Here is a 20,178-nt window from a genome sequence, read left to right on the forward strand (position 1 = left end):
TCAGTTCTCCCACTGAAGGTCGTCGACGGCGTCGAGGATGCGGTCCACGCCGGGCAGGTAGTACTTCTCAAGCTTGGGCGCCGGGTACGGGATGTCGAACCCGGTGACGCGGCGGATGGGGGCGGCCAGGTAGTGGAAGCAGCGCTCCTGCACCCGGGCCACGATCTCGGAGGACACGGACGCGAAGCCGTGCGCCTCGGCGATCACCACCGCCCGCCCGGTCTTCCGCACCGACTCACACACCGTCTCGTCGTCGAACGGCACAATGGTGCGCACGTCGATGACCTCCAGCGAGCGCCCTTCCAGCGCTGCCGCCTCGGCGGCGGCGAGAGCGGTGGGGACGGACGGGCCGTAGGCGATCAGCGTGGCGTCGGTGCCGGGACGCGCGACGGCGGCGCGGCCTTCGGTGGTGCGTCCCGCCGTCGTGCCTTCCGTGTGAAGGCGCCGCAGCTCGTCAAGGTCCACCAGATCCTTGGACCAGTAGAGCTTCTTGGGCTCCATGAAGATGACGGGATCGTCCGAGTCGATGGCCTCGCGGAGCATCCGGTAGCCGTCCGCCACGGTGGCGGGGGTGTAGACCTTCAGGCCGGCGGTGTGGGCGTAGTAGGACTCGGAGGAGTCGCAGTGGTGCTCCACTCCCCCGATGCCCCCGCCGTAGGGGACCCGGATCACCATGGGCAGCTTCACGGCGCCCTTGGTGCGGTTGTGCATCTTGGCCACGTGGCTGACGATCTGCTCGAACGCCGGGTAGGCGAACGCGTCGAACTGCATCTCGATCACGGGGCGCATCCCGTTGATGGCCATGCCCACGGCCATGCCCACGATGCCGGACTCGGCCAGCGGGGTGTCGAAGCAGCGCTGTTCGCCGAAGGTTTTGGTGAGCCCGTCGGTGATACGGAAGACGCCGCCCAGCATGCCCACGTCCTCGCCGAACACCAGGACGGACGGGTCCGAGTGCATGGCGTCGGCCAGCGCCGTATTCAGGGCCTTGGCCATGGTGACCGGCTGCGGGCCGGCGGCCTCGGCTGATGCAGCGGCGGACGCGGCGGCCCGGGCGGTGGCGGCGGAAACGTTGCCGTTGGCCTCGGATGAGGTGGTGATGGTGGGGCTCACTTGCCGGCCTCCTTGGCTTCGGAGTTCTGGGATGCTGCGTCGCGGGCGAGTTCGTCGGCGAGCAGGGCGGACTGTTCCTTCAGCTGCGGTGTGGTCTTTGCGAAGACGTGGCGGAAGAGTTCCTGCGGGTCCACGGGAACGTCCTCGCTGAGGCCCTCGCGGAGCTGGGCGGCCACGGCCTCGGCGTGCTCGGCGATCCGCGCTTCAACGGAGTCGTCCAGCAGGCCGCGGTCCGTGAGGTAGGTCCGCATCCGGTTCACCGGGTCCTTGGCCCGCCACTCCGCAACCTCGCTGCTTTCGCGGTAGCGCGTGTCGTCGTCGGCGTTGGTGTGGGCCTGCATGCGGTAGGTGTTGGCCTCCACCAGCAGGGGGCCGGAGCCTTCGCGGGCGAGTTTCACGGCGCGGTCCAGGACGGCGAGGAGGGCCACGACGTCGTTGCCGTCCACGCGTTCGCCGGCCATGCCGTAGCCCACGGCCTTGTGCGCGAGCGACGGCGCCACGGACTGGTGTGCCAGCGGCACCGAGATGGCGTACTTGTTGTTCTGGACGAAGAAGACAACCGGCAGGTGGAAGACGGCGGCGAAGTTCAGGGCCTCGTGGAAGTCGCCTTCGCTGGTGGCGCCGTCGCCGCACATGGCCAGCACCACGGTGTCCTCGCCGCGGAGCTTGGCGGCGTGGGCCACGCCCACGGCGTGCAGCAGCTGGGTGGTGAGCGGGGTGCACTGGATGCCCACCTTGTGCTTCACGGGATCGAACCCGCCGTGCCAGTCGCCGCGGAAGATGGTCATCACCTGCACGGGGTCCACGCCGCGGGTCATGACGGCGACGGCGTCGCGGTAGGTGGGGAACATCCAGTCGCCGCCGGAGAGGCACAGCGCGGCGGCCACCTGGCAGGCTTCCTGGCCGTGGCTGGACGGGTACACGGCCATGCGGCCCTGCCGGACCAGGGCGGAGTTCTGGTCGTTGACGCGGCGGCCGACGACGAGCTGTTCGTATGCTGCCAGCAGTTCCTCGTCGCCGGGCAGGGGGTATTCGTGGCCGGGTTCGGTGCCCTGCTCACCTTCCGGGATGAGCCGGCCGTCCGGGGCCACCATCTGGATCTGGTGCCGGGCCGGGAGCATGTAGTCCTCGGCGGTGATGCCGAACTTCTTGGCGGTTTCCGAGAGGTCAGTTCCGGCGGGGGCTGCGCCTGCCTGGCCGGCGGTTGTTGTGTCCGGCGCGGTGTGGTCTGCGGAGATCGTCATTGTTCCGTCCTTCTGTTGCCACTATTCCTTCCCAGTATCCGCCTAGGCCGTGTTTCGTATCCAGCACCTTACGGAATCGTGGAGAAGCTGCACGATTCCTCCTGCTCCGGAAGACGAATCGTAACTGTGAGCTGGGTTACGGGCCGGTGTGTGGACAAATTGGCGGCGCAAGGAGGTGCGCTGCCAGCGGTCCTGACATGAGCCGGGGCGGACGTGGCGGCTGATAATATCGCAGGGCTCTGATACACGCCCCCAGGAAAGTAGCCCAAATGGCATCATCGCGCCCTGCCCCCTCAGTATCGGGGCCGGTCCGCCCACGGCTGCTGCTCCTTGATTGTCTGCGCCTGGCGGCAGCCCTTAGCGTCGTGGCCTACCACTACACATCGGTTTTCGGGTCCCTGTTTTGGGGCGTTCCCGCGCGGGAGGTCTTTCCCAGGCTCTCGGGAGTCACTGCCTACGGCGCGCTGGGGGTCCAGCTCTTCTTCATCATCAGCGGCTTTGTTATCTTGATGTCCGCCTATGGGCGGACGGTGGGCCAGTTTGCCGCGTCACGGATTTCACGGCTGTTCCCGGCCTACTGGGCCGCATGCATCCTCGCCGCTTTTCTCCTGCTGGTGGTTACCGACGGAGAGATGAATAAAGTGACGTGGACCGATGCGGTGGTAAACCTCACCATGCTGCAGCAGTCCCTTGGAGTCCGTTCCCTGGACGGTGTCTTCTGGACGCTTTGGGTTGAGCTGTTGTTCTACCTGACTGTTGCGCTGTTCCTCTGGCGGGGTATGACCTACCAGAGGCTGCTTGCCTTTGTTTTCCTTTGGCCGCTCCTTGGAATGCTGTCCCTCCAGGGGGATTCGAAGTTGCTGCAGACGCTGCTCATGCCTGACTTCTCCCCACTTTTCGCGGTTGGGATGGGTCTCTACCTGATCCACTCCCACGGGCACGACCTCGTCCGGTGGTTGGCCGTTGGCGTCAACGCGGTCCTCGCTTCTCATCAGACAGCGGACAGGTTCCTGCCCGGGATGTCCCAAAGTACGGGCCACCAGCTTTCCCCTGAGGTGACGTGGCTGGTTATTCTCGGCTTCGTCGCCGTTGTTGCGCTTGTCACTACTACGCCCCTGCGCCACGCTGGGTGGAAGTGGATGAGCATCGCAGGCGCGCTCACTTACCCCCTGTACCTGGTCCACGAAATGTGGGGGTGGTGGATTATCAGGAGCCTGCACGGCGCCGTGGGAGCGTGGCCCTCCGTTGCCGTGGCGCTGGGATCCAGCCTTCTCATGGCGTGGTTGATCCACAGGTTCATTGAGCGCCGCTTCGCGGGGAAGTTGAACAGGGCTTTGCTTGCTTCCCTATCACCGGCACCCCTCACCGCGGAGGGACCTGAAAGGCGGGCACAGCCGCCAGCGGCGGGAGCCTCCCGCTCGCTTCAGGATCAGCTCCGCTAAAAGCTGGTTGCAAAGCTGGGACATGGCAAGTGTGAGCCGGGTTACGGGCTGGCGCGTGGACAAATTGGCGGGAAGCAAGGGACTGAAGTCCCTTGATCCTTACCCGCGTGAGGACCACACTCAGGGGGATGCGTTTGACGGAAACGTCAATGCGCTGAATCGAGAAGGTCCTTCTCCCTCGTGAAACAGGGAGAAGACTCCGTACCAGGCGGCAGGGATTTCCCTTGATGGGGGCGCGTGGTGCGGCGATGGACGCGGTGGGGACAGCGTGGTTCCCTCCGCCCGTCAATCACTTACCGGCATCAGTCTTCCTGTCGCCGGCGCGGACCAGAAAGAAATACGCCATCAGTCCTTCGGGGCCTGCGGCGTCATGCATGCAACGAAAATTACAAAGGGTGGGGTAGCTGTAATGGGCATTGAGAACTTGTGGGACCGGCTTGAGCCAGAAACGCGGCAGTGGCTGGTGGACAATCCTGGGTGCAGGATCCTTCCCCGGACCGTGGTGGCGGCGATAGCAAAGTCCACGGGAGCCCAGCTGGAGCAGGACCGGCACGGTGAAACTCTCCTCTCCCCCGAGGACTGCGACTTCATCCGCTCCGCGGCCGAACTGCAGGACGCGCACTTCCACAAGTCTTCGTAGCCGCGCACCCAGCAGGATTCCGTATTCAGCACCTGCCCGGGCGGCTCAAACGCTGGACAATTCGTCCTACACTGGGAGACGAATTGCAATTGTGAGCCAGCTTACTGACGGGGGCCTTGGGCAACGTGGCAGCAAGGGATGGCGGGACTGAACCTGTCCCGTTGGACGACATCGACCGCAAGATCATTTCGGAGCTGACGCGGGACGGCCGGATGTCCGTGACGCAGGTGGCGGAGAACGTCCACATTTCGCGCGCGCATGCGTACACCCGGATCGGCCGGCTCACGTCCGAGGGGGTGCTGTCGAAGTTCACCGCGCTGGTGGACCCCATCAAGGCGGGGCTGCGCTCGTCCGCGTACGTGACGCTGAAACTGAAGCAGGACGCCTGGCGGGAGCTGCGCGACCAGCTCGCGGTGATCCCCGAGGTGCACCACGTGGCCCTGGTGGGCGGCGACTTCGACGTGATCCTCCTGGTCCGCGCCGTGGACAACATCGACCTGCGGCGGGTCATCTTCGACCAGCTGCAGTCCATGCCGGGCGTGCTGGATACCCAGACGTTCCTGGTGTTCGAGGACCTGGATACGCGGTAGTTGCCCGTACTGCCCGCTATCGCCACTGCAGAGCCGCTATCTCCAACTCGGTGCCAAGCGCTCCGCTTCAGCTTCCCGGAAACGGGTCGCGTCGGCCACGTCGCTGCTGACAAAACGCGCAAGGGCTTCCACCCGGGCGACTCGCCGGTCCGGCAATTCCTGGGATCGGCTGGAACGCTGACGGTTTAGACAAAGCGCCGTCCAAGCGGCGAGTACCTAAAAAGCTGAACGCCAATGCCCTGCTACGGAAGACACGTGGAGACGCCAATGATCGTGGTCGTCATGGACTCGTCAATGGTGCCTAGCCGGGCAGCTGCAGCATCAAAAGTCACCTACAGTCAGTGACTCAGGAGCAGCAGGAGCCGTAGAACCAGGATTATTGGTCACGTTCTTGTCGTAGTAATCCTGGCCTTTTGAGACAGGGTCGGCAGCTCGTGTGTAGCGCTGTTGTGGAGAAACCGAAGCCGCCAAGATGGCAGCGGCTAGCCATCGAGCAAGGCGCAAGTTTCCTCAAAAGAGCAGTTGTGAGGTAGAGATTCTAGGACACTTCTGAGCGGACGCGCCTACCCGGTGCCCGGCTGCCCCGCAACTTATCCAGGGCCCTCTTGGAAATGGCAATAACGGGCCTCTCTACAAGAATGTGCACAAACACGCCACCGGCAACAGCGAAGATACACAGTACGAGGAAAGCAGCCGCGAAGTTGCCACCTCCCAGTATCTTCACCCACAGCGTTGCGCCGATCAAGAGAATGATGTTGTGAGTTAAATAGATGGCGTAGGAAGCATCGCCCAACAGCTGCCAGGTACGGGCGAATAAGGTTCCCGAGTTTGGCGTCAGCAAGCCGCTAACTACGGTTGCACATGCTGCAAGGGCGACAGCGGCGGAATTGAGACTGTCCCTCACGAAGAATGCCAGGACGGACGTGCCAATAATTAGAAGCCAAGGCAGGAACGGGTTCTCGCTCAGCGGTCTCCGCGGCAGCTCATACTTTTGACAGATCAATCCAATGGTGACGCCGCAACCAAACATGGCGTTGGCGCGGTTGAAGACGAAATCGAAGAGCTCGCCAGCCTCGAAGTGCATTCCTCCGATGTCGCGCAGCAGCCAAAGGGCCAGCGGCGAGACGGACCAGATGTAGAGGACGTAGGGTGCCTTCTTTCGCAGAAGGAACGAAGCGGCAAAGACGATGTAGAAGAGGGCCTCATGCCGCAGTGACCAGACGACGTTCGGTCGGACCTCACCCACGGGGACTAGGAACAGCGAGTTCAGATACGGGCCCCATTCGAACTCCTGCGTGCCAACGTAGCGGATAGCGGCATAGGCGGCGACTGCTACCCAAAGGAACGGAACGATCCGGATAAATCTCTTCGCAAGGAAATCAGCGAGCCCGGCCCGGGCCTGGAGCGTTCTTTTCTGCAGAGCTACATGGATGATGATGAATCCGCTCAGCACGAAGAAGATATCAACGCCGACGGCGCCTTTCGCGAAGAGCCCGCCCAGAAATAGCCGGTGGAAGTTTTCAGGAAAGGCAAGTATCGCCGCTGCATGCGTCATCACGACAAGCAGTACCGCATTTGCGCGGACGAATTGAAGCCCCTGAATGCCCTTGATGGGCGCACCTTTGACAAGACCGAACATCTTGATTCCCCCAAGTCTGTGATGCTCACCCGAGCAAATGGCATCAAGCCACTATTTTAGCGGTCTGAGTAGACCGGCCTCGACCTCGCAGCCTTAAACGTCGTTGTGGTTCGGCCTTCAACTCTTGGCTTTCCAGCCTCCACCTGTGTTCAAAGTGGATGCTGCAGGGCCGTAGACTTCAAGCGCAGGCCCCTTTCGATCGGCCGCTCGAACCACTCATATAGGAGGCCTGATACGGCGACGCAGAGTGAACCGATCGCCAAGCATCCGATCAGCGCCCACTCGAGCGGAAGCGGGTCAATCCACCGGTCAGCAAGTTTGATGAACATCTCGTGCACGAGGTACAGCGCGAAGGACCACTGGCCCAGTTTCACGAGGCGGTGACTGCTAAAGTGGCCAGCGCGCCCGTCCATATCGGCAGCAGCGGAGGCTGCAATAACCGCGACAAACCCGGGCAGCATAACCGTGTTGGCAACCACATACGGAAGGTTCTCGGCAGACCCTACGGCAAGGAACGTTCCCGCCATCAGAAGCACATAGAGTCCGCCTGCGACGAGCAGGGCCTGCCGCACCGTAAAGCGTGGACGCCAGTTGCGCTGAAGCGCCACGGCCAGGCAGATGCCGATAATGAATTCGCCCAGCCGGAAGGCCGGCATCGTGTAGAACAGGTAGCCCAGCGCCCGTTCCGGGGCAACAATGATGCCTCCCGCTCCAACGATCGCGGTCACGGCGAACACCAGGCCGGCCATAACCAGCACGCGCTGGAATCGTCTGACGGTGGGCAGGAGGAAGGGGAACAGCAGGTAAAAGAACGCCTCGCAAGCGAGGGACCAGGAAACACCGTTGAAGGCATAACGGTAGTCACCGGGCAGCAACCATGCCTGGGTGAGGGTCGCCACGTACGGCAACGCCGACCACACAATAGGCAACCCGATGATCACTGCGACAACCGCGGCAATGCCAGTGGTCAGTGCGTGCAGTGGCCAGACCCGGGCGAACCGGTGCCAGTAGAACTGCCTCTTGGTGTCTCCGGGCCTAGCTGACCACGCCAGCACAAAGCCGGACAGGACGAAGAAGAAGCTGACGCCGGTATAGCCAAACCCCACCAATGGGGCCGTGACTTCCATAGGTTCGAAGTAACGAGAGAAATGGTAAAGAACCACAAGGGCTGCGGCGTAAAACCTCAGACCCGTCAGGCTGCGCAGATGAACACGGCGCGTCTGAGCCACCAGCATTGTTCCCCCAAGAAGTTATCGAGACTGCCCCAATCATAAGGGGCCAATAAGACCGAATAAGTGCCACGACTCCGACGGGACAAATGTACTGGCCAGGTCCAACCGGCCCCTTGTTCCGCCGGAACGTGGGGCCTGCGAGTCGGTGACTCCTCGTCTTTTAGCGTACCCAAGCGAGGATGCCCCTTCTCGGCGGAGCTCGTAACAGGAGCCACAACTTGGCCCATCGCCGGGGCAAGGGGACAAGTTTCGAATGGGCGTTACCGGTACCCATCCATAATCGCCGCAGCGATCTCCTTGTAGGCACGGCGGGTCTCCGGTTTGAGCACGTTCAGGGTGACCAAGTCACCGTCTGCAACGCCGCGGTCGTGCGGGACGGCAATCAGCTCGCGGCAGATGCCAGAGAGGTGCTCCTCGATCGCATCCTTGTCAACGCGGGAGGAGACCTCGTCCTTGTCCGTGATCACCACGATGGCGTTCCGTGCCAGGTCCTCATACCCGTGCCCGGCCAGCCACTGCAGCGTGCTTCGGGCGCGTTTGGCGCCGCTCACTGCGTAACCGGCGGCGATCACCAGGTTGTCCGCAGACTGCAGGATGCCGCTCATGGCGTTGTGGGTCACGCCTGTACCGCAGTCGGTCAGCGCCACGGAGTAGTAGCTGGAGATGAGCTTGCGGATCCGCAGGTACTCAGCAGCCGTAAGAGAATCCGAGACCTCCGGGTCCTGCTCCCCCGCGATCAGGTGCAGCCGGCCGGCGTGGTGCATGTACCTCGCCAGCGCCGTGAGCGAGTCGATGGATTCGATGTTCTTCAACAGGTCGGTGATGGTCCGCGGAGTGGACTGCTGATAAATGCCTTCACCCAACGCGCGTTCCACCAGGTCCCCGGAATCCGGGTTGGCATCGATGGCGCAAGGGGCGTCCCCGCGGTACTCGGCGAGGGTAAGGCCCACGCCCACCGTGGTGGACGTCTTGCCGATCCCGCCCTTAAGGCTCAAGATCGCGGTGTTGTAGCTGCCCTGGAGCTGGCGCGAGATGCGGCGGGCCAGCTCATCCTCCTGGCGTTGCTTGGCGCTGGGGCCCAGGTTCCAGGCGCCGCCGGTCATGCTGTAGAGCGCGCCGCGGATGCCGCCCACTGGGCGCGGCTTCTGTTCCTTCACGAACAGCCCGGGTGAGCTGATGAAGTCAGGCATGGGGCTCTCGGCGATGCTGTCGGCAACGGTGGGCCGGACGCGGCGGAAGGCGGGGGTCTCGGTAGGCGGGGCCGGCGGCGCGGGCACGACTTCCGCAGCGGGCGCATCCGGGATGGAGGTGATGGTGTCCGGCAACGCTGGCCGAGAGGAGGCCGGCGGCCGGGTGGGAGCCGGGACCTGCGTGGAAGGCTGTGCGGCGTCAGCTGCGGCGGCTGCCTCCGCCCAGGAGGTCCGGTGCGTCACCGGCTGCGCGGCGTCAGGCTGGCTGGAAGGGGTGGGCGGTACGGCTGGCATGGTTCCTGTCCGGGCATCCTTGGGCTCGCCATCAGCGCGACGAAGGTCGCGTCGTCGGCGCAGCGGCGGCTGCCCTGCATCCTCTGCATGGGCGCGTGCGTTCTGATCCGCCGGATCGGGCATGTCTGTCCCCCAGGACGTTCGGCAAAAAGTTCGGCAGCACTAGTTCAAACAGTAAGTCTACGATGCTTTGGAGGGTCAGCCCGGACCTAGCGGTGGGTCAGTGCGGCGGCAACTACGGCCGCGGTGAGGATCACGAGGACCACCAGAATGGCGTAGGCCTGCCACTTGGGGCGGCCTTTATGGGGGTTGATGTCGACGTACGGCATGGCTAGGGGCGGTCACCTCGGGATGCGGCGGGAGCGGTTACCCGGATGGCGCGGCGCTTGAGCCTTAGCATTTGGTACAGGACGAAGAAGGGAACCAGCAGGGTGCCCAGCAGTGCGCAGAGCGCAAGGGCGTAATCGGATATAGCCACAAAAGCCTCCATCGGTCACAGTGATCCCCATCGCCCATGACCTAACCACGTGACAGTTCGATTGACAAGTCAAGTTGTCCTCGCCACCAAGAGTCGGTAATGAATCAGCGGTGGAGAACCAGGAGCACCACCGCCATCGTTGCTACAGCCAGCATTGACAGCAGGAAATGGGAAAGTAGCTACAACTTGGCGTCTCAGCTCCCGCCGTGACCGTCGGGCATACATAGCCCCCATATCTCCCCATGCCCCGATGTTATGAAGCTCAAGGTTTTAATCAAGTTGACAACCTACTGCTACGTCGCAGGCTAGGCTGTTCATGCCGTTCTTACGGCCTAGCACTTCCACGGGCTTCTACTGCAGAAGCGTTTTGAAGGCTCTTCACGGTTCGTGGTGAATGTTCTGCCGAAGGAAGTTCATGCTTGCTGTTCTCGCGGCACTGCGCAACAGGATACGCGTTTTGTAGTTGCGCGCGTTGGTGGATCCCCGCGCCAGTCCTCTTTATGTGCTTTATCGCGGTGTTGTTGGCTTCCACTTTCGCGGTTGTGGCACCCGTGACAGTGAGCACTTCGATCTCCTTCCACGACCAGCAGACCGTCCGCAGAGCCGGTTGGTTTCGGGCTGCGCGGCCTGAACCACCAGTGCATGAAGCCGGTCTTTCGCGGCAGCCGCGTCGGCGAGGGACCCGGTGGCCAGCAGGGCCCGGAGCTGTTCTTTGACCAGCCAGGCCGTCCGCAGTTTCCCGGTGGCATCGTCGGTTGTGAACACGGTGCTGAGCCTGTCCCGTGCCCGGTCCGAGAGTGTGTTCCCGGCGCGAAGGAGCAGCCTCCGGTTGGCCCAGACCGGATCAATGGAACGCCCCCGCCGGCCATGGACCTGCTGGTGGGTCGTTGCCGGACTTCGGTGAGCATGTCGTTGCCGAGCTTGACCAGGTGGAACGCGTCGACTGAGACAGCAGTGCGTGGCAGCCACATCCGCAATGCCTTGCGGAACGCGGCGGATGGGTCGATGGCAGCGACCTGCACGCCCAGGCGCCATTCGAGCGGGCGGGCGAACAGCCAGTCCCCGAGACCCTCACTGTCGCGGCCGTCCAAGATTCCCAGGACTTGTCCGGTGTCCAGATCGACAATGGTGGTCATCCAGGGTTCGTAGCGTTTCCAGGCCTTGGTGGCGGGGTCGCAGAAGAACCGTACGGACCGGTAGCGGTGTTCATCGATGCCGAGCATCCGCGGTGCCAGGGCGTCGACATCGGGCAGCGTCAGCGCCGCGGAATCCAAGGCCCGCTGGACCAGCCACCACGAGACACCGAACGAAAGCGCGGCCTCGGCCGCGGCCCCTGCCGGATCCGATGACGGCGGACACGAGGGCGTCGCGGAGCCGGCGGGTGGACCGGGCCCGGCGCGGGACCTGGGTTGTTTCCTCGGTGAATGTCTGGCGCGGGCACAGGTACTCATCGCAGAAGAATCTCCGCATGGCCCAGACCACTTCGATCGGCCCTGCGACGGGGATGTCGCGCAGGCGTTGTGGGCGGCGGGAACGCACGCGGTTGCTGATCACGCCGCAGGACGGGCAGCCGACCTCGGCGGTGGCCACGCCACGGATCCGCCGCTGGCCGAATGCGGGGATCTCGGTATCGGTGACGCGGTAGTCGGGCAGGTTGAAAATCGCGGTGGCAGCATCGGGGCGCGGCGAATAAGGCTCGATCAAGGCTCGTAGCTCCTGACTTGATGAATGCGTAGAGAACATCCATCACAGCAGGGCTACGAACCCTTCAGCTTTCAAGACACGGAATCCGTTTGACCACGAACCACGAAGAGCCCGTTTTGGACCACCGCGACCGCTCCGGCCCCAGGACCAGCACGAGAATGGCCTCGGTTGCACCGCCAGAACTATTAAGCTCGACTGCGCGAGCTTGAGGGGCAGCCTTTGAATCCTTGCAGGGCTACGATCCCATCAGCTATCAGCATACGGAACCTGGTTCACCACCAACCACGAAGATCCGGTTTGAGGTCAGGAGTGGCACCACATCCGCACGAAGTGTTACTGGGGGCCACGATGTTGGGAAGCCGGGTCTGAACTATAACCCATAGGGTTGGACCTCTGCCACCGCCAGTGATCTTCACACATTCGGGCAAGGGATCGCTTCGCTGACCAGCCCAAGTCAGCCATAGCTTGAGATGGATCCGCATAACTCACCGCTGAGTCACCGGACCGACGCGGGGAGAATTCGTAGGGGACTTCTTTTCCCACAGCAGCACTGAATGCGTCCAGAACCTCCAACACGGACGATCCACTACCGGTCCCTAGGTTCCAACTGAACGTACCCTGAACCCCTTCTAGATAACTCAGGGCAGCGAGGTGTCCAAGCGCGAGGTCGACGACATGAACGTAATCTCGAACGCCTGTCCCGTCAGTCGTGGGATAATCATTACCGAACACCTTGACGTATTCATGTCGCCCCGCCGCCACCTGAGCAACAAAGGGCAACAAGTTGTTCGGTGTGCCTAGCGGATCCTCACCAATAAGACCGGACTCATGAGCGCCAGCGGGATTAAAATAGCGTAAGAGCGCAATGCTCCAGCGACTATCAGCGCTGCCCAAATCAGTGAGAATGTCTTCGATGTGCTCCTTCGTCCGACCATATGGATTAGATGCATTCAACTCGCACCCTTCAGTAAGGGGAACACGGTCGTTGTCCCCATAGACAGTGGCGGACGAGCTGAACACTAGTGTCCGAACATCATGTTTATCCATAGACCGTAGCAGATTGATTGTTCCAACCACATTATTGTGGTAGTACATAAGAGGCTTCTGCACAGATTCGCCAACGGCTTTAAGCCCGGCAAAGTGCATTACAGCATCGAAGGCACCAGCGCCTAGTAATTCGTCCACTGCCGCCGAGTCCAATAGATCAACAATCCGAAGGTCAACGTTTTTACCGGTGAGATGACCTACCCGCACCAAAGACTCGGAGCTGGAGTTTGCCAAGTTGTCAACAACCACGACTTCGTGGCCAGCTTCCAAAAGGCTCAAGGTCGTGTGTGAACCTATGTATCCGGCACCACCGGTCACCAATATTCTCATGAGTCAAGTCTAGTAGGCAGCAATAGAGTCAGGCTAGGTTGCGTCGGATAATCCCCAATTAGCTGCATGGAACTCCATCTCACGAAGCCGGATCTTCGTTTTTGATGTTACTTCCCCATTCTTCCTACCGAAAGCGGGACAACGCCCTCAAGTGCCGATCTTTACGGGTAACAAAGACTGCGCAACTTGGCAAGCGTAGTTTGATCAACCAGACCTTCGCCGTCTAGCAATGAAAGGCCCGCCAACTTTGCAGATTTTCTCTCCGCGAACCATGAACCCTTTACTGCTTTGAGAACTCTGTGGATGGTGATCCCTAAGCGTCGCGTGACCGGTACATAAGACTGGCGAATGTTATAGCGGCTCCGAATTAACAGGTGCTCAGAGGTATTATATGCCACCTGGTTATGCGTCACCTGCTCTTCATGAAAACGGAACGCCGCAAATGGTTCGGAGACATACTTGAAACTGATTGCAGAATCCTGGCGCAGGCGTAGGAATAAATCCCAGTCCATCCGCATGCGCAATTGACTATCGAATGGAGCAGAACCTAAAACGCTCTTACGGAAGAAAGTCGAAGTACTCATCAAAGTGCACCCACGCCACCGCAAAACGCTATCCGGAACGTCGTAGCACTTGTAAAGGCGCATAACTTTACCCTTGCCGTCAACCAAGACCGTATCACCATAGAGTACATCCAACGATGGGTCTGCGGAAAACTCCTGAGCAACACGGTCCAAGGCTCCAGGTAAGTAAAAATCATCGGCATTAAGCCAACCAACCACTTCTCCCGCAGCTCGATCTAGTGCCTTATTAAGAGCATCAGATTGCCCATTGTCATCCTCGCTACACCAAGCGATCTTATCGCCATAGGCGGCCAGTTTATTCTGAGTGCCATCGGTAGAACTACCGTCCATAATCACATGCTCAACCGATATGTGGTTGGCCATTACTGACTTTATGGCAGTATCTATGTATCGTGCATAGTTGTACGATGGAGTAAGGATAGAAATCCTCAATTGCTACCTTCCTAAGGACTTGTATTCGGAATGCCGGGCAAAAAGATTACGATCGGGTACAGTGCATCTATGGCCTTCATCGACACACTCAGGGCCGACGCGCGTCGGCTCCACGCCAGCAGCACATCCCTCACGAGTCTTGTAAAACTTTTCGTGACTAACAGTTCTTTTGCTGCTGCTACTGTCTTCCGCTTGTCTTCGGCGTTACGGGACTCCAGCCCTGGAACAGCTCGGCTGCTCGCTAAGGCCAATTTGATCCTACACGGCATTGACATTGATTACCGAGCGCGAATTGGACCTGGCATCCTGTTTGCACATCCCGTGGGGACAGTTATCGGCGGGGATTGTCGCATCGGAGCCAACGCCACCTTGATGAGTGCCGTCGTATTGGGTCGACGGGACGTGCTGGGTGGACCGGACAAGGGAATGTATCCGACAATCGGAGACGATGTGACGCTTGGAACCGGGGCCAGTGTGCTAGGCCCCGTTACGGTCGGAGCCGGCTCGTTGGTTGCAGCGCATGCATTGCTACTGGAAAGTATCGAGTGCGATTCTCTAGCCGTGGGCATGCCGGCCAAAGCCAGACCTGCCAAGGTGAACACCCAACAAAATGTAAGTACTCACCACAGTTCCGATGGTTCCAATTGAAACAGCCCAGACAAAGTCCTGCAGGTTGCCGTTGTTTATAAGGACCATATAGAACGCTATAGCCGACGCTGCAATCCCTATTACCTGACCGGCGAGGGAAAGTCCGCCCAGCCGTAGTACCCGAATCACTGCCCCGCCTGGCTGACCAATGAGTACGAAAGTCAGAGCCACTATCACAGGAAGTGAAAGTTCTTGCACCACCTGTAGTTGCTGCTTAGGTAGCCAATGCTGTCCTGTCACCCGGACGGCCCAAAATGCTGCCACTCCCATAAGGCAAGCAACGACACTGCATGCAGAGACGCCTATAACGAGGTTCCGGATTAGAGTCTTACGGTCTCTTCCAGCACCAAAGACTTTGATCATTCCGGGCTGGAATGCCGTACCTAATAGCGCTAGCGGAGACAGCGAACTCTGGGTCAATCGCATACCGCCAAACGACGAGGATCCATACATAGGCAGAGCCATCAATGGTAGCAATTGCGAGATACCGGTCGCGAAAAAGTACTGTAGAGCTAGCAGGAACTCAAACCTACTCTTGCCGCGAATAAAAGCCATAGCTCCTGACATGGCAACATTTCGCCTTGTCATAAAGCCGGCAGTCGGCCAAACTAGAGCAATAACGGCACTTAGCCACATATTTGGAGTATGTTCAAACCCGGTCATTGCCAGAGTGATGAATAGTGCTGCAAAGGCGAACCGGGTCGCCTCGACTAAGAGAACAACTGCACGACCTACCTGTTCTCCTGCGAAGAACCAGTACCTTATGGCGTCCGAACCTACAAATCCTGCCATATAGAGAGCGCCTGGCAAGAGCTGCGGCATTTGAACTCCGACCAAGAAGGCGACGGTCAAGCATGTAAGGCCGCTTATCCATACGATAAAAAAGGCCCCGTAGCCCACTGACCGTTTATCAGCCAGTCCTTGCGAGAGAAGCTGTTCCGCGAATACCGAACGATTGAATGACAAAATTAACATCCAAACGAGCCAAACACCCGCAAGGTGCCCGAAGTCATCGGGCGGTAGCAACTGGGCAAAACCTAATGTAACCAAAAAGCTTGTACCCGACTGAAGGACCTGACTAGCCGCTGTATACAAGAGAGATAAAGCACCTTTTCTCACTGTCTACGTCGCCTCGGTGAAACTTTTGTGTTTCTAGAAAATGTGCTCGCCACAGCTGCTCCCCCATCATTCGGGGCAACAGTCGCTATCCCACTGGCTACCGGGCGAAAAGTAGTTCGCGTTGTATTAGCAAGCCCTACACAAATAATTGCATAGAAGAAAAGAGCAGAACCAAGGCTGTCAATAACCGGATTCACCGCGAAGGTGGTAAGTCCGGCCACAAGCGCCGGCATCCATTGCTGCACAAAGACTTGGGAAGTGGGATCTGAGAGTTGCATGGCAGTACCCACCATTGTCACCAGAAGAACGCACAAAAGCACCACGGAGATAGCCCCTCCGACTAATCCTAGCGTTAGGAAGGAATTGTGTAATGGGGTGGGCCGAAAGACACCGTTAATGTTGGCAAGGGCAGTAATACTAACTCTGGCTGCACCCCCAACGAGCGGATCCTCCTGAATGTATGGTACAGCTTGCTTCCAGAGGAATAGCCTGGTCTGGGTGTTATCGGTGCGTCCCACCGCAGAGTAAAAGCCCGAAAGGGCCCTTTCAAGGGGTTCCATTAGGGCAAAGGCAATTAGCGGCACGCCAAACACCACTACGCTAACTTCAAAGCCGCTACGCCTTTTTCGTACGAGGAGGAAAATGAGAGCCGCCGAGAACAAGGTGGCCACAGTTGTGGCAGAGGGATACGCTATAAGTGACCCGACCATAGCCGCCGCCATTAGAAACTTCACACCGGAGGCGCCCTTTCTTCTAGGCATGCAAAAAATGAAAATTGCAATAAACGCTTTCTCGTGACTGAGCAGCACCAAGGGCCCCGTTTTATTGGTCATTAAAACCTCAATTAGGCAGAGCAAAGCAAAAAGACCAGCTCCGATGTACGCAACTGTCTCAGCACCTATGCTGGAAACCCTTTTACCGTCGCCCAGTCTAAGGAGTTGCATGACACCCATCGCCCCAATCAACAGGGGTACGGCCGCAACGACCAGGGTGTCAGTTGACCATGCACCCTCTACAGCCGCAGCGCAAACCAGCACGAGAAGCCATGCACTATAAGTAATCGAAAGCAGCGCTAGGAAATAAGCCCGCGGAGCGCGCAGGGACAAACTGCCCTGTAAATCGAAGCCAACTGCGAGGACCAGGCCTAGAAGCACGGGACCGTAACGCCAACTTGGCCCGCCTGTTGTCCATCCGAAAAAGTCAAGGGAGACAAGCGTCAAAGCAACCGCGGTCGTCAAAGGCATAAGGAGTCTGGGGGTGCTACCAACGGAGCCCTGCGTCGCCTGATGCTGAATAATACGCATGCGGTTAAGGTTTCGTTTCAAGGGTTACCGCTCTTACTTCTAGGACTGAAGCCGCCCTCGATTGCTTTTCGTACCATCGCAGACACGACGGTCCGCGAGATAACCCACACAAATTCCGTATTTCCGAAAAAGTATCTCTTCCATAGACGTTTAGGGTCAGATAACAGCCTAAAAAACCATTCCGCACCAATTCTCTGCACCCAACTCGGCGCTTCTCTGACGGTTCCAGCCGCAAAATCAAAGGCTGCTCCGACACCCGCGGCCGGAATGCCGAGCGATGCAACAATTTCTCGTGCAATGAAGTCCTGCTTCGGTGTACCTAGACCGACCCACACAATATCTATGTCCTTATTGCCGAGAGCCTGAACACATTCCGCGATTAGGGTCGAATTAAGTGGTGAGAACGACGGCGCATATGAGCCGGCTATCTGGATGCTTGGATACTGCTCCCTGAGTCGTTCTTCAAGTTTTCTTAAAGTGTCCGCGGTGGTACCAAGAAAAAAGTGCCTTGTGTTCTGCGGCAAGCCGAATTCAATGGTCCTTCTAAAGAAGGATGGTCCGCGGACTCTTCCAGCGTGTGTGTAGCCAGCAAACCATTTCATACATGAAACGATGGGTGCACCGTCAGGATAATTCCGGCCCGTCCTCATTAGGAGGTCAGAATATGCTGGATCGGAATTTGCCAAGACAACGCTGTAGGCATTCGCGAGCCTTATGCATTGTGGCTTTATCTTGCCTGATGCCATCGCCAGTGTGCTGAGGGCTGCTTCGTCCAGTGTCGTGACGGCGAAAGGTACACCACCAACCACGGCAATGGGTGTGACGTCAGCTTCCAATTCGGTTCCCATTTCGATAGGTATGCAATCTAGAACGAGTGTTTTAAGACGCTGGCCATGGTCTCACCCACCAGCCGATGGCATGCTCAGTGGAGCATGGAATCGGCGACACAAGCCCTTGACATAGGTGTTTGGGAGACCGAGTCCTCGGCTTCCGAGCAGCCAGCTAACCCACTCTTTCCGTCGTGGAATAGTAGCTATACGTGTACGCATCCTGCCCCTTCGTAGGCATATGGTTCAAAACCAAACCCAGAAGTTCGGCTTCCACCAATTCCAGTGAGGACAATGACTTCTGCAGATCTTTGGACTTGACTTTCGAAGACCCAACTACCAGCACGACACCACCCACTTGTTGGGCTAGGACAACAGCATCCGTGACCGGGAGAAGTGGCGGCGCATCAATCACCACAGCGTCAAAGGCTTCTTCCAAGCGTTCGATGAGCTCTCTCATAGCCTGAGAACCCAGGAGTTCGCTCGGATTCGGCGGAATGCGTCCGGAAGTTAGAACCCATAACTGGTCATCACCCCACGGCTGCAGGAGGTCGTTGACCTCAGCTTCGCCAATGAGCGCTGTAGTTAAGCCAGCGTTCCGTTCCAACCCCAAGTAATCGTCAACGCGAGGTCGGCGAAGATCTGCATCCACCAGAACGACTGACTGCCCGGCCTGGGCCATAGCGATAGCAAGGTTGGTAGCCGTCGTGCTCTTTCCTTCGCCCGGAAGTGAAGATGTGATCAGAACAGCCTTCGAGTTGCGATTCACATGCGAGAACTGAAGATTGGTCCTGATCTGGCGAAAGGACTCCGCGCGTGGACTTTGGGGCCGCGTTTGGGTAAGAAGGGGCTTCTTAGCTGCATCCGCGTCAAACGAAATGCCTCCGAGTATCGGGGCCTCCGTGATCGATCGCACCTCAACTTCTCCTCGGACTTTCGTGTCCAACGTGGAGCGTGTAATCCCGATGATCGCACCGAGTATCAGTCCGACGGCCCCGCCTACTAGGAGGTTGAGACGAATGTTTGGTGAGGCGGGTGCGGTGGGAGCCACGGCAGGCGAAACAGTGGAGATCTTCACCGGCGACAACCCGCCCTGGGATGGCTTCTCCAAGTTGTCAATCGTACGTACGAGGCTGTCTCCTACGGCTTGAGCTATGGAGGCAGCTTGTACAGGTGACCCGTTGGAGACACTTATGGTTATCAAAACTGTATTAAGACCCGCGCTGGCTTCAACGCTCTTGGCGAGTTCCTGCGGCGAAACTTCTAGCCCCAAAGCGTCGATCACTGGCTGCAGCACGGCCGGAGTTCTAACAGTTTCAACGTAGGATTGAACCCTCGCCTGACTGAATGTATTTCCCTGCTGCAGCTCAGTTATCGACCCCGCACTTTGTATCGAAACAAATAGCTGCGTCCGAGCTGTGTACTGAGGAGACACTGCCAGGGAAGCGGCGCCCGCGACGAGTATCCCTAAGAGTAGGGCTGATACCACGATGGTCCAGTTTCGCCGCAGCATTCTAAGGTAGTCACGCAGCTCCAAAATATGGCGCCTTTCTTCAGTCGTTTCCAGCTTCACCTTGCTGGATGTTATGAGGCATCGCCCTGCAGCTTTACTGGGCATTCGGGCACCACGGAGCCAGACGCTAGGAGTAGGCAGCCTTCAGCAAAGAGGTCATGCTGTTCTTTGTCCAGTTCCTTTGCGGCATGTAATCCTGCTTGTAGGCACCTTCCACCGCTCGTGCCAGTCTAATTCCCAAATCCTGCACGGGCTCAACGTCAACTACCACGGCGTTATCACCCGCCATCTGAGCAACTCCGCCAAGATTCAGGCAGACGACAGGCAAACCCGCTGCCGCCGCTTCGGCGGATGCCCAAGGGGCCGTGTCATGAAGGCCGGGAAAAAGCAAAACGTCGGCCTTAACGAGATGGTTCGCAATCTCTGAGTGCTCGATTTGCCCCAACAGAGAAATCCTATCTTCGAAACCCGTCGCCCATGCCTCTAACCCAGCACGTAAGGGACCATCTCCTATCACAACTAATCGCCAATCATCATCAAGTTGCTCGAAGGCCGACTTAACCAAAAACAATCCTTTTAGGTCTATGAGTCTTCCTACGAACAATACGACCTTACGCCCGGGGACGTACTGCCGCGTCTCGTAGTCTTCGTAAGGTAAAACGCAATTGGAATGCAATAAAAGTTCTGCTCCTGCCGGCGAACTCCTAACGGAATCTTCATTCAGCGATATGAAGACGTCCACTCTTCCCCGAAGGGCCAGTCTGACAAGCGCGCGAGACGTCTTAGTGGCCACCGTCCGTAGCGCCTC

General features: G+C 59.0%; 19 protein-coding genes and 1 pseudogene. 4 read left to right on the plus strand and 16 right to left on the minus strand.

Annotation, left to right across the window (positions count from 1 at the left end; all coding sequences use genetic code 11):
• Both KTR40_RS14395 and pdhA read right to left on the minus strand, forming a co-directional pair.
• The gene (locus tag KTR40_RS14395) at positions 1 to 1,113 is read right to left on the minus strand and encodes an alpha-ketoacid dehydrogenase subunit beta (RefSeq protein ID WP_228404158.1); all 1,113 of its coding nucleotides are present in this window, start codon (positions 1,111 to 1,113) and stop codon (positions 1 to 3) included.
• A complete protein-coding gene (gene pdhA / locus KTR40_RS14400; RefSeq protein WP_228404159.1) occupies positions 1,110 to 2,357 on the minus strand; it encodes a pyruvate dehydrogenase (acetyl-transferring) E1 component subunit alpha in 1,248 nt (415 codons plus the stop codon). Before pdhA ends, KTR40_RS14395 begins: the two co-directional genes overlap by 4 nt.
• Before the next feature lie 365 nt (positions 2,358 to 2,722).
• Between pdhA and KTR40_RS14405 the strand changes: the two genes are divergently transcribed.
• The 3 genes from KTR40_RS14405 (at position 2,723) to KTR40_RS14415 (ending at position 5,029) form a co-directional block, all read left to right on the plus strand.
• On the plus strand, positions 2,723 to 3,799 hold the full coding sequence (locus KTR40_RS14405; RefSeq protein ID WP_255708073.1) for an acyltransferase: 1,077 nt from the start codon (positions 2,723 to 2,725) through the stop codon (positions 3,797 to 3,799).
• A 409-nt stretch (positions 3,800 to 4,208) separates the two neighbouring features.
• Positions 4,209 to 4,439, plus strand: a complete 231-nt coding sequence (locus tag KTR40_RS14410) for a hypothetical protein (protein ID WP_228404161.1) — start codon at positions 4,209 to 4,211, stop codon at positions 4,437 to 4,439.
• A 212-nt stretch (positions 4,440 to 4,651) separates the two neighbouring features.
• Positions 4,652 to 5,029 (plus strand): Lrp/AsnC family transcriptional regulator, encoded by a 378-nt coding sequence (locus KTR40_RS14415; protein WP_240793728.1) that lies wholly within the window; start codon positions 4,652 to 4,654, stop codon positions 5,027 to 5,029.
• 538 nt (positions 5,030 to 5,567) lie between these two features.
• On the opposite strand, the gene KTR40_RS14420 is transcribed toward KTR40_RS14415, so the two are convergent.
• The 9 genes and pseudogenes from KTR40_RS14420 to KTR40_RS14455 form a co-directional block, all read right to left on the minus strand.
• Entirely contained in the window at positions 5,568 to 6,668 is a 1,101-nt protein-coding gene (locus KTR40_RS14420) for an acyltransferase (protein WP_228404162.1), read from the minus strand.
• Between the two features lie 149 nt (positions 6,669 to 6,817).
• Complete coding sequence (locus tag KTR40_RS14425) at positions 6,818 to 7,897, minus strand: acyltransferase (RefSeq protein WP_228404163.1); 1,080 nt, start codon at positions 7,895 to 7,897, stop codon at positions 6,818 to 6,820.
• Positions 7,898 to 8,160: 263 nt separating this feature from the next.
• Positions 8,161 to 9,384, minus strand: a complete 1,224-nt coding sequence (locus KTR40_RS14430) for a MinD/ParA family protein (RefSeq protein ID WP_228404164.1) — start codon at positions 9,382 to 9,384, stop codon at positions 8,161 to 8,163.
• Positions 9,385 to 9,715: 331 nt separating this feature from the next.
• Complete coding sequence (locus KTR40_RS14435) at positions 9,716 to 9,862, minus strand: hypothetical protein (RefSeq protein ID WP_228404165.1); 147 nt, start codon at positions 9,860 to 9,862, stop codon at positions 9,716 to 9,718.
• 507 nt (positions 9,863 to 10,369) lie between these two features.
• Positions 10,370 to 10,897, minus strand: coding sequence for a transposase (locus KTR40_RS19050; RefSeq protein WP_255708079.1), 528 nt, complete (start codon positions 10,895 to 10,897; stop codon positions 10,370 to 10,372).
• A pseudogene (locus KTR40_RS19055) lies at positions 10,804 to 11,085 on the minus strand (transposase); the annotation flags it as partial. The gene KTR40_RS19050 and the pseudogene KTR40_RS19055, both read right to left, overlap by 94 nt.
• Positions 11,069 to 11,566: a transposase family protein gene (locus KTR40_RS14445; RefSeq protein WP_228404166.1), complete on the minus strand. Its 498-nt coding sequence runs from the start codon at positions 11,564 to 11,566 to the stop codon at positions 11,069 to 11,071. The gene KTR40_RS14445 and the pseudogene KTR40_RS19055, both read right to left, overlap by 17 nt.
• A gap of 333 nt (positions 11,567 to 11,899) precedes the next feature.
• A complete protein-coding gene (galE, locus tag KTR40_RS14450) occupies positions 11,900 to 12,943 on the minus strand; it encodes a UDP-glucose 4-epimerase GalE (RefSeq protein ID WP_228404167.1) in 1,044 nt (347 codons plus the stop codon).
• A 161-nt stretch (positions 12,944 to 13,104) separates the two neighbouring features.
• Positions 13,105 to 13,890, minus strand: a complete 786-nt coding sequence (locus KTR40_RS14455; protein ID WP_370633141.1) for a glycosyltransferase family 2 protein — start codon at positions 13,888 to 13,890, stop codon at positions 13,105 to 13,107.
• Between the two features lie 138 nt (positions 13,891 to 14,028).
• On the opposite strand from KTR40_RS14455, the gene KTR40_RS19145 reads away from it, so the two are divergent.
• Entirely contained in the window at positions 14,029 to 14,607 is a 579-nt protein-coding gene (locus KTR40_RS19145; protein WP_370633142.1) for a serine O-acetyltransferase, read from the plus strand.
• On the opposite strand, the gene KTR40_RS14460 is transcribed toward KTR40_RS19145, so the two are convergent.
• The 5 genes from KTR40_RS14460 to KTR40_RS14480 all read right to left on the minus strand — a co-directional run bounded on the left by KTR40_RS14460 (position 14,515) and on the right by KTR40_RS14480 (position 20,112).
• Positions 14,515 to 15,726 carry a hypothetical protein gene (locus tag KTR40_RS14460; protein ID WP_228404169.1) on the minus strand — a complete coding sequence of 404 codons (1,212 nt, stop codon included), beginning with the start codon at positions 15,724 to 15,726 and terminating at the stop codon, positions 14,515 to 14,517. The two genes, KTR40_RS19145 and KTR40_RS14460, sit on opposite strands and share 93 nt — an antisense overlap.
• On the minus strand, positions 15,723 to 17,030 hold the full coding sequence (locus KTR40_RS14465) for an O-antigen ligase family protein (protein ID WP_228404170.1): 1,308 nt from the start codon (positions 17,028 to 17,030) through the stop codon (positions 15,723 to 15,725). The genes KTR40_RS14460 and KTR40_RS14465 overlap by 4 nt, the downstream gene beginning before the upstream one ends.
• A 17-nt stretch (positions 17,031 to 17,047) precedes the next feature.
• A complete protein-coding gene (locus KTR40_RS14470) occupies positions 17,048 to 17,878 on the minus strand; it encodes a WecB/TagA/CpsF family glycosyltransferase (protein WP_228404171.1) in 831 nt (276 codons plus the stop codon).
• Positions 17,879 to 18,032: 154 nt separating this feature from the next.
• Positions 18,033 to 19,370, minus strand: coding sequence for a polysaccharide biosynthesis tyrosine autokinase (locus KTR40_RS14475; protein ID WP_255708920.1), 1,338 nt, complete (start codon positions 19,368 to 19,370; stop codon positions 18,033 to 18,035).
• Positions 19,371 to 19,497: 127 nt separating this feature from the next.
• Positions 19,498 to 20,112: a glycosyltransferase gene (locus KTR40_RS14480; RefSeq protein WP_228404172.1), complete on the minus strand. Its 615-nt coding sequence runs from the start codon at positions 20,110 to 20,112 to the stop codon at positions 19,498 to 19,500.
• Positions 20,113 to 20,178: the final 66 nt, after the last annotated feature.

Source organism: Pseudarthrobacter sp. L1SW (assembly GCF_020809045.1).
Lineage (GTDB): Bacteria > Actinomycetota > Actinomycetes > Actinomycetales > Micrococcaceae > Arthrobacter.